Here is a 16711-nt window from a genome sequence, read left to right as displayed (position 1 = left end):
AGCAAATTTGGAATTAAGTAAAAAAGAGATGCTGACTAAGTTATTGCAGCAGATCGATCTGCAGTTGCAGCCAGAAGACACAGGCTATTTTGAAAATGGCAGTATTTCTCGTGTTGAAGTTCATCAAGTGTCTAAGCGCTGGGATTTTATAATAAATTTAACTGATATTTTGCCATTTCAATTATTTATTCAGTTGCAACAACATTTAAGTTCTGCTTTTCAAGGAATAGCACAAACAACGATCGCAATTAATGCGACGGCTCCTGAAGTAACGAATCGAAAGTTAGGCGATTATTGGCAGTGGGTTATCGCTAATAGCGGTTTGCGGTCTAACTTGACACAAAGTCTATGTGAGGGAAAAGTGCCTTATTTGCAGGATGGACGTGTCATGTTACTTGCAGATAATGAAATAATCAAGGATTTTTTAGTTAATCAGGCTTTAGGTCCGATAGAAGATACCTATCGTAAGGTTGGTTTTCCGCCGCAAAATATTACGACTTTAGTGGATGAATCTGCCTCCCAGGATAAAATAGACGAACACAAGGAAAAAAAGGCTAAAAGTGATGCAGAACTTGCACAAAAGGCTATTCAAGCGATCCAGAAACAAAATCAACAAAAAGAGGCTCGTAAGAATAAAAAAGAACTTCCTCAGATCGATGGTCCAATTCAACTGGGTAAGAAAATCTCAAGTGATATTGAACCGCGCCAAATGGTCGACATCACGGAAGAAGAGCGTTCAGTTGTAATTCAAGGCTATGTCTTCGATAAGGAGGTACGTGTCTTACGGTCTGAAAGACAATTATTGATCTTAAAAATCACAGATTATAGTTCTTCGTTTGTTGTAAAGAAGTTTTCGCGTGATGAAAATGATGAAGCGATGTTTGCTGCGATCGAAGAAGGCAGCTGGATCAAAGTTCGTGGCAGTGTACAGGAAGATACTTATATGCACGATCTGGTCGTGAATGCTTATGACTTAAACTCTGTTTCTCACCCCAAACGTCAAGATCTGGCGCCAACTGATAAAAAAAGAGTCGAATTACATCTGCATACAAATATGAGTGCGATGGATGCCACTAATAGCATTTCTAGTTATGTCAAACAAGCTGCCGACTGGGGACAAAAAGCAATCGCGGTGACCGACCATGGAACACTGCAGGCCTTCCCTGAAGCTCATAGTGCCGGCGAACAAAATGGGGTCAAGATTTTATATGGTGTTGAAGCTAACGTGGTCGATGACGGGACACCCATCGCTTATAACGACCAGCATGTTTTACTTAAAGATGCCACATATGTTGTCTTTGATACTGAAACTACAGGTTTATCAGCTCGCTATGATAAAGTTATTGAGTTGGCGGCTGTTAAAATGAAAGATGGTAATGTGATCGATACTTTTGAGCAATTTATCGATCCTGGTCATCCTTTGTCGCAGACTACGATCAATTTAACTAGTATTACCGATGACATGGTTAAAGGCTCAAAGAGCGAAGAAGAAGTTTTCAAAATGTTCCAAGAATTTTGTAAAGGCACCATTATTGTCGGACATAACGCAACTTTTGATGTAGATTTCATGAATACTGGGTATGCACGTCATAATTTGGCAGAAATTTCGGAGCCTTGGATCGACACTTTGCCATTTGCGAGGGTTTTGTACCCGGAAATGAAGAGATTTCAGCTAAACAATCTGGCCAAAAAATTGAATGTTAACCTTGAACATCACCACCGTGCGATTTATGATGCACAAGCGACAGGATTTATTTACTTTGCGATGCTTAAAGACGCAGTTGAGAAGTTTGGAGTTGAGTATCATGATCAACTGAATGATCATGCTGGTGAAAATGATGCCTATAAGCATGAACATCCCTTTCATGCAGTCATATTGGCTCAAACTCAGGACGGCTTAAAGAATCTGTTTAAAGCTGTATCTGCGGGAATGACAGATTATTTCTATCGAGTTCCCAGAATACCTCGGTCAATTTTAAATAAGTATCGGGAAGGGTTGTTGGTCGGATCAGCATGTGCAAATGGAGAAGTTTTCACTGCTATGATGCAAAAGGGTTATGAAACTGCTAAGGAAAAAGCACGCTACTATGATTACCTTGAAATTCAGCCTAAACCGCTATACGCCCCTTTACTCGAACAGGAACTAGTCAAAGATACAGCTAATTTGGAAGAAATTATTAAAAATATGATCCAGCTAGCTCATGAATTAAAAATCCCTGTAGCAGCAACTGGTGACGTCCACTATATGAATAAAGAAGATGCGATTTACCGTAAGATCTTGATCCACTCACAAAGTGGTGCTAATCCGCTGAACAGATTACGTCAGCTCCCTGATGCCCATTTTCGTACTACTGATGAAATGCTGGATGAATTTGCCTTTTTAGGTGAAGAAACAGCCGAGGAAGTTGTCGTGGATTCTCCCACACAGATCGCAGAGATGTGTGATGAGATCTCACCTGTGAAAGACAAGCTGTACACACCTAAAATGCCAGGCGCTGAAGATGATATAAAAAATTTGACTATGAATAAGGCTCATGAGTTGTATGGAAATAAATTACCAGAGGTCGTCGAAGATCGTTTGGCTAAGGAATTAAAATCGATTATTGGTAATGGTTTTTCTGTGATTTACTTGATTTCTCAAAAATTAGTTTATAAATCTAATAAAGATGGTTATTTGGTTGGTTCTCGGGGATCTGTTGGTTCCAGCCTAGTTGCTACGATGTCAGGAATCACCGAGGTTAATCCTTTACCGCCGCATTATCGCTGTCCTAACTGCCAATGGAATCAGTTTTTTACAAACGGTGAATATGGGTCAGGGTTTGATTTACCTGACAAAGATTGTCCTGAGTGCAAAACCCACTTGGTCAAAGACGGCCAAGACATCCCCTTTGAGACATTCTTAGGTTTTAAGGGAAATAAGGTCCCTGATATTGATCTGAACTTTTCTGGCGACTATCAGTCGATCGCGCATAACTATACAAAGGTCTTGTTTGGTGAAAAGAATGTTTATCGTGCCGGGACTATTGGTACGGTTGCGGATAAAACGGCTTATGGTTACGTTAAAGCATATGAACGTGATACTGAACAAAACATTCGTAGCGCAGAAGTCGATCGTTTAGCTAAAGGGGCTACCGGTGTTAAACGAACGACCGGACAACATCCGGCTGGTATCTTGGTTGTGCCTGATTACATGGATATTTACGATTTTACCCCGATTCAATATCCAGCTGACGATACCAGTGCTACATGGAAAACAACTCACTTTGATTTCCATTCGATTCACGATAATATTTTGAAACTGGATATTTTAGGTCATGATGATCCGACAATGATCAGAATGCTGCAAGATCTTTCTGGGATCGAACCAAAATCGATACCGACGGATGATCCTGGAGTCATGGCCTTGTTTTCAGGTACAGATATTTTAGGAGTAACTGAAGACCAGATCCAGTCTAAAACTGGTACTTTAGGGATCCCTGAATTTGGAACACGTTTTGTTCGGGGTATGTTGGATCAAACACACCCAAAAACTTTTGCCGAACTATTAAAAATATCGGGTCTTTCACACGGGACTGATGTTTGGTTAGGAAATGCTGAAGAATTGATCAAAAATAAAACCGTCACCATGCCAGAAGTTATTGGTTGTCGTGATGATATTATGATGGATCTGATCCACATGGGTGTTGAATCTGATCTGGCGTTTAAGATCATGGAACATGTTAGAAAAGGGCGTGGGATCCCTGACGAATGGCAAGCTAAAATGCGTGAAGCTGAAGTTCCTGAATGGTATATTGGGGCTTGTTTAAAAATCAAGTACATGTTCCCGAAAGCCCATGCGGCTGCCTACGTTTTGATGGCGTTGCGGATCGCCTACTTTAAAGTTTATTTCCCATTGGTTTATTATGCAGCATATTTTTCTGTTCGTGCGGATGACTTTGACCTGGTCTCAATGGTACATGGTAAAGAATCTGTTAAAGCAGCGATGTCCGAAATCAATTCCAAGGGTAATGATGCTTCGACTAAGGAAAAGAATTTGCTGACAGTCTTAGAATTAGCCAATGAAATGCTTGAACGCGGCTTCAAGTTTAAGATGGTCGATCTCAAGCGTTCCGACGCAGCTGACTGGTTAATTATTGACGGAGATACTTTATTAGCACCATTCTCAGCCATTCCAGGTTTAGGCTTGAATGCTGCTAAACAAATCGTTGCTGCACGTGAAGAACAAGAATTTCTATCTAAAGAAGATTTGTCAAAAAGAGGTAAAGTTTCTAATACTTTGATTGAATATATGACTGAAAATCATGTTTTAGATGATCTCCCTGACGAAAATCAGCTTAGTTTGTTTGATAATTTATTTTAAAACTGAGAGATCAGCGGCTGTAATGGTGTCATAAAGCTGATTGACTTGCTTTTTTTAGGGGACTATGCTAAGATTTAAACAGTAACTTGATAACTCGTAATGAGTGGGCAGAAATGCTCACTCTTTTTATTGGAAACGATCAGAGAAAGATTATTTTATCATAAAATTTTATTGACAAGGAGGACAAGGCGTGAGCAGTGTCGTTGAAACGGTATCAGATTTAGTAACACCTATCTTGGGAAAATATCATTTTGAATTAGTTGATGTTGAATTTGTTAAGGAAGGTCAGAATTGGTATTTACGGGTCTTTATTGATAAAGAAGGTGGTATCACGATCGATGAATGTGCATTGGTCAGTGATGAACTTGGTGAAAAGTTGGATGCTTGCGACCCAGATCCGATTCAACAAGCTTACTACTTGGAGGTTTCTTCTCCTGGGGCAGAGCGTCCTTTAAAAAAAGACAAAGATTTTGAAAAAGCTGCTGAAAAGCAAGCGAATATTTTCGTAACTTTGTATGAAAAGGTCGCTGGCAATAAGCAATATGAAGGGCATTTGGTCAACTTGACAGCTGACGAGTTAACGATAGAATATCGTGATAAAACTCGGACAAAGGAAGTTGTTATTCCACGCAAAAAAGTTGCCAAAGCGCGCTTAGCAATCGAATTTTAGTAAAGTTTAAAACAAGGAGTAAAATAAAATGAGCAAGGAATTACTTGAAGCCTTAGATTCTTTAGAAACTGAAAAGGGCGTCAAAAAAGAAATTGTGATCGAAGCGTTAGAAAATGCATTGGTTTCTGCTTATAAACGTAATTATGGGCAGGCTCAGAATGTAGAAGTTGAATTTGATAAAGCTAAGGGCAACATCCATGTCTATGCAGTCAAGGAAGTCGTAAATGAAGTCTTTGATTCTCGTTTGGAAGTTAGTTTAAAAGATGCTCTTGATTTGAATAAAGCTTATGAAGTTGGCGACACTATCCGTTTTGAAGTTACACCTAAAGATTTTGGACGGATCGCAGCTCAAACTGCTAAGCAAGTGATCATGCAAAGAGTACGTGAAGAAGAACATAACATTATCTATAATCAGTACATTCAATATGAAAATGAAATTGTAACTGGTGAAGTTGAACGGCGGGATAATCGTTATATTTATGTTAACTTGGGTAAGGTCGAAGCTTTGTTATCGCGTCAAGATCAAATCGAAGGTGAAGAGTACAATTCCCATGATCGAATCAAGGTTTACATTTACAAAGTTGAAAATTCTTCCAAGGGACCACAAGTGTTTGTTAGCCGTTCACATCCGGATCTTTTGAAGCGATTATTTGAGCAGGAGATCCCTGAGATTTATGATGGAACTGTTGAAATTGTTTCAATTGCGCGAGAAGCAGGTGACCGAGCTAAAGTAGCCGTGCGTTCCAACAATGAAAACGTTGATCCAGTCGGAACTTGTGTTGGCCCGCGGGGGGAACGGATCCAAACGATCGTTAATGAACTTAAAGGCGAGAATATGGACATCGTCCAGTGGGAAGAGGAACCGGCAGACTTTATTTCTAATGCTTTGAATCCCGCAGATGTTTTGGAAGTCCGCTTTGACCCTGAAAATGAGCACGTATGTACTGTTGTTGTGCCAAATGATCAACTTTCTTTGGCAATCGGCAAACGTGGACAAAATGTTCGTTTGGCTGCAAGATTAACCGGCTATAAGATCGATATTAAATCTGAATCTGATATGCAAGAACTTGATGAGCAGAAAGTATCCGCTGAGTTTGCTGTACAAGATGATACACCAGAACAAGAAAGTGATACACAAACACAAGTTGAAGACGATGGCAAGGAAATTTCAATAGAAGCTTCTGCTGAAACAAACGATGCCAATCCGGATTCTGATAATTAGTTTAGGAGGTGGCCTACAATGGCAAAAAAAATTCCAATGCGTAAGGATATTGTGTCTGGCGAAATGTTTCCTAAAAAAGAATTAGTCCGAGTCGTTAAGAACAAAGAAAATGAAGTTAGTATCGACCCGACTGGAAAAAAACAGGGCCGTGGTGCGTATATTCGTTTAGATGTAGCTATTGCGAAAAAAGCACGTGAAGACAAAACTTTTGATAAGACCTTTGGCATTAAAATCGATCCTTCATTTTATGAAGAATTAATTGCCTACGTTGATCATCAGGTTGCACGGATGGAATTATTTGGCGATGGAAAATAAACAAAAAGTTTTGAATCTGCTGGGTCTCGCACAACGAGCTAGAAAAATTACCACGGGAACAGACAAGGTTCTAAAACAAGTGCGCGCACAAAAGGTCACTGTAGTTTTTGTAGCAAGTGACTGTGCCGAAAATACACGTAAAAGATTTAATGACAAGTGCCGTAGCTATAATGTTAGTTTATCTCAAGCTTTTAACGAGCTTGAGCTTAGTAATGCGATCGGACAAAAAAGAAGTGTGATCGCTGTGACTGATAGGGGCTTCGGTCGTAAAATGCTTGAGTTACTGTCGACTTAGGCGGATCAAACGGAGTATCGTTTGATTCGTTGCGGTCGGACAGATGCTCCGCAGAATCTAATCGGAGGTTGATGGTATGAGCAAAAAACGAATTTATGAGTTAGCGAAAGAATTAAATGTAAACAGCAAAGATATTATTAAAGTTGCAGAAGATAAGGGTTTTAGTGTTGGAAATCATATGTCGGTTTTAGGTGAAAACGAAGAGCGGCAGATTCGGGAATTTTATCAACCTAAGAAAAAAGCTCCTGCGCAAAAAACAAATAACAATAAGAAAAATGAGCATGCTAAAAAGGCCGTTGCTCCAAAAAATCAACAGAATGGAAATAGAAATGCCAGAAATAACGGCTCAAAACAGCATAGTCAAAACCATAATTCAGGCAAACCTGAACATAATGGTTCAAATAACCGTCCGGTAAATAATCAAAATAATCATTCTAAGAATGAAAATAGCTCCAAAAATAATGGAACGCGTAATGTACGCTCAGGAAACCCGCGTTCAAATAATCGTTTTAACAATTCAAATAACAACAATAACAATCGTAACAAGAATTTTAAAAAGAAGAATCGGCGCAATAATAACCGCAAGAATAATCGCAATGTGAAGATCAAGCATAATCCTGTTTCACAACGTAAGAATAAACCATTGCCAGACAAATTGATCTATACAGTCGGAATGAATGTAGCTGATATTGCAAAAAAGATTCACCGTGAACCTGCTGAGATCATCAAGAAACTCTTTATGATGGGCGTGATGGTCAACCAAAACCAATCTCTTGATAAGGATACGATCGAGATCTTGGCTGCAGATTATGGGATCGAAGCTGAAGAAAAAGTTCAAGTTGATGTTTCTAATATCGACAAGTTCTTTGAAGATGAACAGAAAAACCAAGAGCATTTAGTATCAAGACCACCAGTTGTTACGATCATGGGACATGTTGACCATGGTAAAACAACCTTGCTTGATAGGTTGCGTAATTCTCATATTACTGAGGGAGAAGCTGGAGGTATCACGCAGCATATCGGTGCTTATCAATTGCATCATGATGATAAGACGATCACATTCTTGGATACTCCAGGTCATGCTGCCTTTACTAATATGCGTGCTCGTGGTGCGGATATCACTGATATTACTATTCTGGTAGTTGCTGCAGATGATGGTGTTATGCCGCAGACGATCGAGGCTATCAACCATGCTAAAGCTGCTGATGTACCGATCATCGTAGCTGTGAATAAGATCGATAAGCCGGGAGCTAACCCTAATCATGTTATGGAACAGCTGGCTGAATATGAGTTGATCCCTGAAAGTTGGGGCGGCGATACGATTTTCGTTGAAATTTCTGCCAAATTTGGTAAAAACATTGATGAATTATTGGATATGATCTTACTAGAATCTGAAATGCTCGAATTAAAGGCTAACCCAGAACAACATGGGGCTGGCTCTGTGATCGAAGCACGTTTGGATAAAGGCAAGGGCCCAGTTGCTTCACTGCTTGTACAGCAAGGTACGTTGCATACTGGTGATCCAATCGTTGTTGGAGATACCTTTGGTCGCGTTCGGACGATGACAAATGCTCGTGGCAAACGAATCAAGGAAGCAACTCCGGCAACTCCTGTTGAAATTACTGGACTCAGTGACGTCCCTGATTCAGGGGACAGATTTGTGGCCTTTGATGATGAAAAAACTGCACGTGCGGCCGGTGAAAAACGTGCTGAACAAGCAGTTTTACGTGAACGTCAAAAGACTAACCATGTAACTTTGGACAATTTGTTTGATGCCTTAAAAGAAGGGGAAATGAAAGAAGTTAGCGTGATCATTAAGGCGGACGTTCAAGGCTCTGTAGAAGCTTTAGCACAAAGTTTCAAGAAAATCGATGTTGAAGGTGTCCGGGTCAATATTATTCATGAAGCTGTTGGTGCTATTAATGAAAGTGATGTTACTTTAGCAGAGGCTTCTAACGCAATTATTGTCGGCTTTAATGTCCGTCCTACACCTCGTGCTCAAGCTGAGTCTGATAAAGTTGATATTCGTTTGCATAATGTTATTTATAAAGCAATCGATGAGATAGAGACTGCTATGAAAGGGATGCTTGAACCCGAGTATGAAGAAAAAATCACAGGTCAAGTTGAGATCCGTGAGACTTATAAAGTTTCTAAGCTTGGTACAATCGGTGGCGGTTTTGTCACTAACGGTTATATCCAACGTGATAGTGGTGTCCGTGTGATCCGTGATGGTATTGTGATTTATGAGGGTAATTTGGCTAGTTTGAAACGCTTTAAAGATGATGTTAAACAAGTTAAACAAGGTTATGAATGCGGCTTGATGATCGAAAAATATAATGATATCAAGGTTGGAGATCAAATCGAGTCATATATTATGGAAGAAGTACCAGTTCGATAATAGCTGACTGACGGCTATTATTAACCTTGCAAAGAATTTAAAGGAGGATAATGATGGCACAACAGATACGTGTTGGCAGATTAGCGCAAGAAATTCAGCGTGAAGTCAATGATATATTGCAAAAACGTGTCCGTGATCCACGTATTCAAGGTGTGACGATCACAGGCGTTGATGTCACTGGTGATCTGCAACAGGCGACAATATATTACAGTATTTTGTCTGATTTGGCTTCTGATCAGGAGAAAACAGCCAAAGGCTTAAAAAAGGCTACAGGTTTGATCAGAGGAGAACTGGGACATAGATTAAGCATTTATGTTACTCCAGAAATTGAATTCAAACAGGATAAATCAGAACGATATGGTGAGCATATTGATGAATTGTTGCGTAAGCTGCATCAGGAGGAACAATAGATATTACTGAAGGTGTTTTGATGGATAACTAGAAAAATCAAGTTGTCCCATACCTAAAACATCTTTGACGACAGGCCGCTGCAAAACATTGTTTTGTAGCGGTTTTCTTTTAAAAAAAGACGCGGTTGCTTTTAAAGTAAACCAATTTTAGAACAGAAAAAATTAGTGACCAAAAATGAGGGGATTTTGATGGAAGGTATTTTGCCTTTATATAAAGAAAGAGGAATGACAAGTAATGACGCAGTTTTCAAGTGCAGGAAAATCTTCAAAACAGGTAAAGTTGGTCATTCAGGAACACTAGATCCTAATGTTGATGGCGTTTTACCAATATGTATTGGAAAAGCAACCAAGGTCGTTAACTATTTAATGGATTCTGGTAAAATATATCAAGGAGAGATCACATTAGGATTTGCGACCGAAACTGAAGATCTTGAAGGAAAAATTATTACTAAAGAAGAAATTGAAAAACGAATATCTGCCGACCAAATAGACGAAAAGATGAGAGAGTTGACGGGTACGCAGATTCAGATCCCACCGATGTACTCAGCTATTAAAGTTAACGGCCGCCGTCTATACGATTACGCTCGGCACAATGAACCGGTCAAACGGCCTGAGCGTCAAGTGACCGTAGACTATTTCAAACAAACCAGTCCAACAGTTTACGATCAGGAAAAAAAACAACAAAAAATCTTTTTTGAAGTTGGTTGTCAAAAGGGGACATATGTACGGACACTAGCGGTTGATTTAGGGAAAAAATTAGGTGTACCTGCAGTGATGTCTGACTTAACTAGACTAAAAAGTGGTGGTTTTTCAATTGAGGAATCGATTAGCTTAAAAAAGTTAAGTGAAATGGATGAACAACAGCTGGAACAAATTTTAAAGCCCGTCAGTCACGCCTTGAAAAAATATCCGCAGTACGAATTATCTGTTGATGAATGGAAGATCATTCAAAATGGCGGCTTTTTAAGTCCCGAAAGTGTGCAAAACCAACTTAAAGGTGAACTGCAAAACAAACTTGTTTTGTTTTATGAGGGGCGTGCACGGTGTGTTTATTTTTACAACAGGCCTAAAAAAAGATATCAACCTGAGCAAATGATAGATTTAGTCTGAAAGAGGAATGAAAATGCAAGTTATTAATTTATCAGAGCCATACGATAAAGACCTAATACCTTCTGAACCAATTGTTCTAGCATTAGGTTTTTTTGACGGCGTCCACCGTGGACATCAAAGGGTTATTAAGACTGCTAAAAAAATAGCCCAAGAAAAAAACATTAAGTTAGCAGTCATGACCTTTGATCGTTATCCAAAAATTGCCTATCAAGATCTTGATCCAGCAAAGGTACGCTATTTGACGCTCTTGAATCGTAAACTAGAATTATTTTCAAAAATTGGTGTTGACCTAACTTACGTAGTTGAATTTAATCAAAATTTAGTACCAATGAGTCCAAAAGATTTTGTAAATAAATATATAGTTGGTTTGAATGTAGTTGAAGCAGTGGCGGGGTTTGATTTTACTTATGGCAAAGCCAGTGTGGCGAACATGAAAACTTTAGTTGATTATGCAGCTGGTAGATTTAGGGTATGTGAAGTGCCAGAGTTGCAAGACGGTTCTGAAAAAGTGGGCTCGACACAAATCAAGCATGCTTTAGATCAAGGAAAAATGATGAAAGTCAATGAATTGTTAGGTTATCCTTTTGAAATTTCGGGTACTGTTGTTCATGGTAAAGCACGTGGGCGAAAGTTAGGGTTTCCCACGATCAATGTTGATAGTGCCTTGCGGCAAAAACTTCCGGCGATCGGTGTCTATGCAGTTAAAGTGAATATAGATAATGAATGGTTCGATGGAATGGCTTCTGTTAGTCACAACGAAACTTTTGGGCTCAGCAATGATTTGACTGTTGAAATTAATTTGTTCGATGTTAAGTGTGATTTCTATGATAAAAATGTGAGAGTTCAATGGTTCAAGTACTTACGCTCCTCAGTCAAGTTTTCAGGTGTCGAGGAATTGATTAACCAAATGAAAAAAGATGAAAAAAAATCTCGTGAATTTTTGCAGGATAAGTCCCCAGTAGAAGCTTTAACACAAGCTTGTAAGGCTAAATGAAAAGTTCGCAAAAAACATTGACTTTTCTTGACGTTTCAATTAATGTCGTGTATATTAATAATTGACTTAGCACTCAAGAGTGTTAAGTGCTAAAAAAGAGGTGATTGTGATGTTAACAGAAAGACAATTACTGATTTTGGAGACGATCATTCAGGACTATGCTAATGTCGGTCAGCCGATCGGCTCAAAAAAATTGCAAGAGCAATTACCTGTACATGTCAGTTCTGCGACGATCAGGAATGAGATGGCTGTTTTAGAGCAAGCTGGGTATATTATGAAAGAACATTTAAGTTCTGGAAGAGTTCCATCGTTAAGCGGTTATCGCTACTATATCGATAATTTGGTCAAGCCAACTAAAATCGATCAAAGCGCCCTGGAAGTTATTCATAGTGCACTGGCTAACAATTTTTCGAAGGTCGACGAAATCATTGCTATGTCTGCAAGGCTTTTGTCTGAAATGACAGATTATACGGCAATTTCTTTAAAACCTGGTTCGAAAGATGTCAAGCTTGAAGGATTTCGTTTGGTGCCTTTGGGCAGTTCCCAGGTAATGTTGATCATGGTAACTAATGATGGCACTGTGGACAGCCAAGTCTACAATGTACCCTTGGGTATCCATGGTGATCAATTAGAAGCGGTCGTTCGTTTGATCAATGAAGAAGTTGTTGGCTTACCGATCGAAGAAGTGAGTGCTAGGCTGCAATCGAATGCGCCTAAGCTACGTAATTATTTACGTGGATCGATCAGTTTGCTAGATGTCTTTGATAATGTATTGAGTCGGGCTTTTCATCAGCAAGTCTTTGTCGACGGCAAGAAAAACTTGTTGAATTATTTGACCAGCGATAATATTGAGCAGGTCAAATCGATTTATAGTTTTGTCGATCACAGCTCTAGTTTAGGCGAACTCTTGAATACTAAACGTGATTTTGCTGTGATGATCGGTGATGAATTAGCGGATGATAATGTGTTGACCGATTATAGTCTGATTTCTGCTAAATATCACGATGGTAATAATGGCGAAGGTTTAATTGCCATTCTAGGACCAACAAACATGCAATATTCTAAGGCCTTGGGTTTAATTGATGCGTTGCGGTCTGAACTATCACAGCGGCTCAGCAATTATTATCGTGACTTTAATGATTAAAGAAAAGGGGTGTTAATTTGGCCGATGAAAAAAATTTGAGCGAAAAACCTGAGAAAGTAAAGAAAGACTCTGCTTCAGATGCTGCAGTGAAACAACCAGAAGATGGCAACAAAGCAGTTAATAATGAAGAAGCTCAAACAAAAAAGATTGATACAAAACAAGCTAAAATAGATGAACTATCCCAAAAGCTGGATGAGACAGAAGATAAGTATTTACGTGCAGAAGCCGAGATAGTTAATATGCAAAACCGCTATAAAAAAGAGCAGGAACGCTTGTTAAGATATCAAGGTCAAGAGATTGCAAAGGCAATTTTGCCGGCTGTTGATAATTTGAAACGTGCTTTAGAAATTGAAGTTGATGATAAAAGCTCTAAGCAGTTGAAAAAGGGCGTAGAAATGGTTGCCAACGATATTCAAAACGCACTTTCAAACAATCACGTCGTTAAAATGAATTCTTTGAATGAAAAGTTTGACCCTAACTTCCATCAGGCTGTTAAAACAGTGCCAGTGCAAAAAGGGCAAAAAGCAGACACAGTTGTTGAAGTTTATCAAGAAGGATATATGCTTAAAGACCGTGTCTTAAGGCCTGCAATGGTAGTTGTTGCACAATAAATAATGTTATTAAAAATATTGAAAAATTAATTTTTAAGAGAGGTAGAATTGTATGTCAAAAGTTATTGGTATTGATTTAGGGACCACAAACTCTGCAGTTGCTGTTCTTGAAGGTAAAGATGCAAAGATCATCACTAATCCTGAAGGAAATCGGACAACTCCTTCTGTAGTGTCCTTTAAAGATGGTGAAACACAAGTTGGTGAAGTTGCTAAACGCCAGGCCATCACTAACCCAGATACAGTTTCTTCGATCAAGAGTCACATGGGAGAAGAAAATTATAAAGTTTCGGTCAACGGCAAGGAATATACTCCACAAGAAATTTCTGCTATGATTTTACAACACATTAAAAATTATGCAGAATCATATTTGGGTGAATCAGTTTCTCAAGCAGTTATTACTGTTCCTGCATACTTTAATGATTCACAACGTCAAGCAACTAAAGACGCTGGTAAAATTGCTGGTCTGAAAGTTGAAAGAATTGTTAACGAACCTACTGCTGCGGCTTTAGCTTATGGTTTAGATAAAACTGGCAAAGACGAAAAGATCATGGTTTATGACCTTGGTGGTGGTACATTTGATGTTTCTATCCTTGAATTAGGTGATGGGGTATTCCAAGTACTTTCTACTAATGGTGATACACACCTTGGTGGTGATGATTTCGATAATAAGATCATCAACTGGTTAGTTGATAACTTTAAACAAGAAAATGGGATCGACCTTTCTAAGGACAAGATGGCAATGCAACGTTTAAAGGATGCTGCTGAAAAAGCTAAAAAAGACCTTTCTGGTATTTCTTCAGCCCAAATTTCTTTGCCATTTATTACTGCTGGACAAGCAGGGCCTTTGCATTTGGAAACAACATTGACACGTGCTAAGTTTAATGAATTAACAGCTGATTTGGTTGAAAGAACACGTATTCCTGTTCGAAATGCCCTATCTGATGCTGATTTGTCGACTGGTGATATTGATGAAGTTATTTTGGTCGGCGGTTCAACACGTATCCCTGCTGTTAAGGAATTAGTTGAAAAAGAAACTGGTCATCAACCAAACGAATCGGTTAACCCTGACGAAGCTGTCGCTTTAGGTGCTGCTATTCAAGCCGGTGTGATCACTGGTGATGTTAAGGATGTTGTTTTACTTGATGTTACACCACTTTCATTAGGTATTGAAACAATGGGCGGTGTCTTCACTAAGTTGATCGATCGTAATACTACGATCCCAACATCGAAGTCACAGACATTTTCAACGGCTGCAGATAACCAACCAGCTGTAGATATTCATGTTTTACAAGGTGAACGTCCAATGGCTGCAGATAATAAGACATTAGGTCGTTTCCAATTGACAGATATTCCTGCTGCTCCTCGTGGTGTTCCACAGATCCAGGTTTCATTTGATATTGATAAGAACGGTATTGTTAATGTTTCTGCTAAGGACCTTGGCACAAATAAAGAACAAAAGATCACTATCAAGAGTTCTTCCGGCCTTTCTGATGAAGAAATTGATCGTATGGTCAATGAAGCTAAAGAAAACGAAGAGAACGACAAGAAGCGTAAAGAAGAAGTTGACTTGAAAAATGAAGTCGATCAACTGATCTTCCAGACGGATAAGACTTTGGATGAAGTCAAAGACAACAAAGCTGTCGGTGAAGACGAAGTTCAAAAGATCAAAGATGCTCGTGATGAGTTGAAGAAGGCTCAAGAAGCAAATAATGTTGACGACATGAAGACTAAGAAAGATGACTTAACTAAATTAGTCCAGGATATGTCAGTTAAACTTTATCAACAAGCTCAGGATGCCCAAAAAGCTCAAGACGGTGCTGCTGATAATTCGTCATCAGATAACAATGGTTCCAATGATGACGGTACCGTAAACGGTGATTTTAAAGAAGTCGATCCGGACGACAAGAACTAATTAGTTAGCTGTAATTTAAAAGGTCGAAGTCCGTTAGTGGACTTTGGCTTTTTATTTGGATATAGATGTGATAAGCTAAAGGGACGTAAGATGAATTAATTTGGAGGACGGATATGGCTGAGCAAAAAGATCCATATGAAGTTCTTGGAGTTTCCAAGGATGCTTCTGCTGATGAAATAAAGAAAGCATACCGGAAATTATCTAAGAAGTATCACCCGGATCTAAATCATGAACCGGGCGCAGAGGAAAAATTTAAAGAAGTTAACGAAGCCTATGATATTTTGGGTGATGAGAAAAAGAAAGCTCAATATGATCAATTTGGCTCAACTGACCAACAAGGCGGTTTTGGTGGTGGCGGCTTCGGCGGCTTTGACCAAGGCGGTTTTGGTGATTTTGGTGGATTTGACGATATTTTTGGTTCATTCTTTGGTGGCGGCGGCCGTGAACGAAATCAAAATGGTCCTCGTCAGGGACGCGACTTGCAATATGAGATGCATCTCACTTTTGAGGAAGCTATTTTTGGTAAGAAAACGACTGTTGATTATACGCGTGAGGCACAGTGTAAGACTTGCGGCGGGAACGGTGCTAAACCGGGCACATCGCCGGAGACTTGTTCTAAATGTGGTGGCCGTGGGTTTATTCAGGTTCAGCGTCAAACACCACTCGGACGTGTAATGACACAGCAACAATGTGATAAGTGTAACGGTACTGGTAAAGAAATCAAGGAAAAATGTGATACTTGTCATGGCACCGGTAGAGTGCAAGAAAATCATGCAGTCGAAGTCACGGTTCCTGCAGGGGTTGAAGATGGCAATCAAATGCGTTTGCAAGGCCAAGGTGAAGCTGGTCAAAATGGCGGACCATATGGGGATCTATATATTATCTTTACCGTTGCGCCAAGCAAGATCTATAAACGTGATGGAGCAGAGATCTATTTAGATCAGGATATTTCTTTTGTACAAGCAGCACTTGGTGATGAAATTGAAGTCAAAACTGTGCATGGCAAGGTCAAACTAACGATACCTGCCGGAACACAAACTAATACTACTTTCCGTTTGCGTGGTAAGGGAGCTCCTCGTTTAAGAGGTAAGGGCAATGGTGATGAACGTGTCACTGTGAAGGTCGTTACTCCACAAAGACTTAATAAAAAGCAAAAGGAAGCATTGCATGATCTTGCAGCTGCTTCAGGAGAAAAACCATCGGGCGATGGATCATTTTTCGATAGGTTTAAAAAATAATTTTTTCTGGGACTTTGTCAAATAGTGTTGAT

At 39.4% G+C, this 16711-nt stretch carries 13 protein-coding genes; all 13 read left to right on the top strand.

What is annotated here, in order from left to right; genetic code table 11:
• The first annotated feature begins 28 nt into the window (after positions 1–28).
• On the top strand, positions 29–4360 hold the full coding sequence (locus FC65_RS00065) for a PolC-type DNA polymerase III (protein WP_382405772.1): 4332 nt from the start codon (positions 29–31) through the stop codon (positions 4358–4360).
• Between the two features lie 190 nt (positions 4361–4550).
• Complete coding sequence (gene rimP, locus FC65_RS00060) at positions 4551–5030, top strand: ribosome maturation factor RimP (RefSeq protein WP_056971038.1); 480 nt, start codon at positions 4551–4553, stop codon at positions 5028–5030.
• A gap of 28 nt (positions 5031–5058) precedes the next feature.
• The gene (nusA, locus tag FC65_RS00055; RefSeq protein WP_056971037.1) at positions 5059–6252 is read left to right on the top strand and encodes a transcription termination factor NusA; all 1194 of its coding nucleotides are present in this window, start codon (positions 5059–5061) and stop codon (positions 6250–6252) included.
• Positions 6253–6270: 18 nt separating this feature from the next.
• Positions 6271–6567 (top strand): RNase P modulator RnpM, encoded by a 297-nt coding sequence (rnpM, locus tag FC65_RS00050; RefSeq protein ID WP_010496177.1) that lies wholly within the window; start codon positions 6271–6273, stop codon positions 6565–6567.
• Complete coding sequence (locus FC65_RS00045; RefSeq protein WP_056971036.1) at positions 6557–6862, top strand: YlxQ-related RNA-binding protein; 306 nt, start codon at positions 6557–6559, stop codon at positions 6860–6862. Before rnpM ends, FC65_RS00045 begins: the two co-directional genes overlap by 11 nt.
• 76 nt (positions 6863–6938) lie before the next feature.
• Positions 6939–9260: a translation initiation factor IF-2 gene (infB, locus tag FC65_RS00040; RefSeq protein ID WP_056971035.1), complete on the top strand. Its 2322-nt coding sequence runs from the start codon at positions 6939–6941 to the stop codon at positions 9258–9260.
• 53 nt (positions 9261–9313) lie between these two features.
• Positions 9314–9670 (top strand): 30S ribosome-binding factor RbfA, encoded by a 357-nt coding sequence (gene rbfA / locus FC65_RS00035; protein WP_056971034.1) that lies wholly within the window; start codon positions 9314–9316, stop codon positions 9668–9670.
• Positions 9671–9859: 189 nt separating this feature from the next.
• Complete coding sequence (gene truB / locus FC65_RS00030; protein WP_010496170.1) at positions 9860–10780, top strand: tRNA pseudouridine(55) synthase TruB; 921 nt, start codon at positions 9860–9862, stop codon at positions 10778–10780.
• A gap of 13 nt (positions 10781–10793) precedes the next feature.
• The gene (gene ribF / locus FC65_RS00025; protein ID WP_056971033.1) at positions 10794–11774 is read left to right on the top strand and encodes a riboflavin biosynthesis protein RibF; all 981 of its coding nucleotides are present in this window, start codon (positions 10794–10796) and stop codon (positions 11772–11774) included.
• 109 nt (positions 11775–11883) lie between these two features.
• Positions 11884–12918, top strand: a complete 1035-nt coding sequence (hrcA, locus tag FC65_RS00020; RefSeq protein WP_056971032.1) for a heat-inducible transcriptional repressor HrcA — start codon at positions 11884–11886, stop codon at positions 12916–12918.
• 17 nt (positions 12919–12935) lie between these two features.
• Positions 12936–13529, top strand: coding sequence for a nucleotide exchange factor GrpE (gene grpE / locus FC65_RS00015; RefSeq protein ID WP_010496164.1), 594 nt, complete (start codon positions 12936–12938; stop codon positions 13527–13529).
• Positions 13530–13581: 52 nt separating this feature from the next.
• On the top strand, positions 13582–15441 hold the full coding sequence (dnaK, locus tag FC65_RS00010; protein ID WP_056971031.1) for a molecular chaperone DnaK: 1860 nt from the start codon (positions 13582–13584) through the stop codon (positions 15439–15441).
• 113 nt (positions 15442–15554) lie between these two features.
• A complete protein-coding gene (gene dnaJ / locus FC65_RS00005) occupies positions 15555–16679 on the top strand; it encodes a molecular chaperone DnaJ (RefSeq protein ID WP_056971030.1) in 1125 nt (374 codons plus the stop codon).
• The last annotated feature ends 32 nt before the right edge of the window (positions 16680–16711 follow it).

Origin of the sequence: Ligilactobacillus acidipiscis DSM 15836, assembly GCF_001435755.1 — a bacterium.
Taxonomy (GTDB): domain Bacteria; phylum Bacillota; class Bacilli; order Lactobacillales; family Lactobacillaceae; genus Ligilactobacillus; species Ligilactobacillus acidipiscis.
The sequence above is the reverse complement of the archived record's forward strand: the minus strand, read 5'-3'. Positions and strand labels throughout refer to the sequence as shown.

What these genes read in the sequence shown, in the direction of transcription:
- FC65_RS00065 (WP_382405772.1), top strand. Translation starts at nt 29, where the DNA reads ATGCTGACTAAGTTATTGCAGCAGATCGATCTGCAGTTGCAGCCAGAA.
- nusA (WP_056971037.1), top strand. Translation starts at nt 5,059, where the DNA reads ATGAGCAAGGAATTACTTGAAGCCTTAGATTCTTTAGAAACTGAAAAG.
- rnpM (WP_010496177.1), top strand. Translation starts at nt 6,271, where the DNA reads ATGGCAAAAAAAATTCCAATGCGTAAGGATATTGTGTCTGGCGAAATG.
- FC65_RS00045 (WP_056971036.1), top strand. Translation starts at nt 6,557, where the DNA reads ATGGAAAATAAACAAAAAGTTTTGAATCTGCTGGGTCTCGCACAACGA.
- infB (WP_056971035.1), top strand. Translation starts at nt 6,939, where the DNA reads ATGAGCAAAAAACGAATTTATGAGTTAGCGAAAGAATTAAATGTAAAC.
- rbfA (WP_056971034.1), top strand. Translation starts at nt 9,314, where the DNA reads ATGGCACAACAGATACGTGTTGGCAGATTAGCGCAAGAAATTCAGCGT.
- truB (WP_010496170.1), top strand. Translation starts at nt 9,860, where the DNA reads ATGGAAGGTATTTTGCCTTTATATAAAGAAAGAGGAATGACAAGTAAT.
- ribF (WP_056971033.1), top strand. Translation starts at nt 10,794, where the DNA reads ATGCAAGTTATTAATTTATCAGAGCCATACGATAAAGACCTAATACCT.
- hrcA (WP_056971032.1), top strand. Translation starts at nt 11,884, where the DNA reads ATGTTAACAGAAAGACAATTACTGATTTTGGAGACGATCATTCAGGAC.
- dnaK (WP_056971031.1), top strand. Translation starts at nt 13,582, where the DNA reads ATGTCAAAAGTTATTGGTATTGATTTAGGGACCACAAACTCTGCAGTT.
- dnaJ (WP_056971030.1), top strand. Translation starts at nt 15,555, where the DNA reads ATGGCTGAGCAAAAAGATCCATATGAAGTTCTTGGAGTTTCCAAGGAT.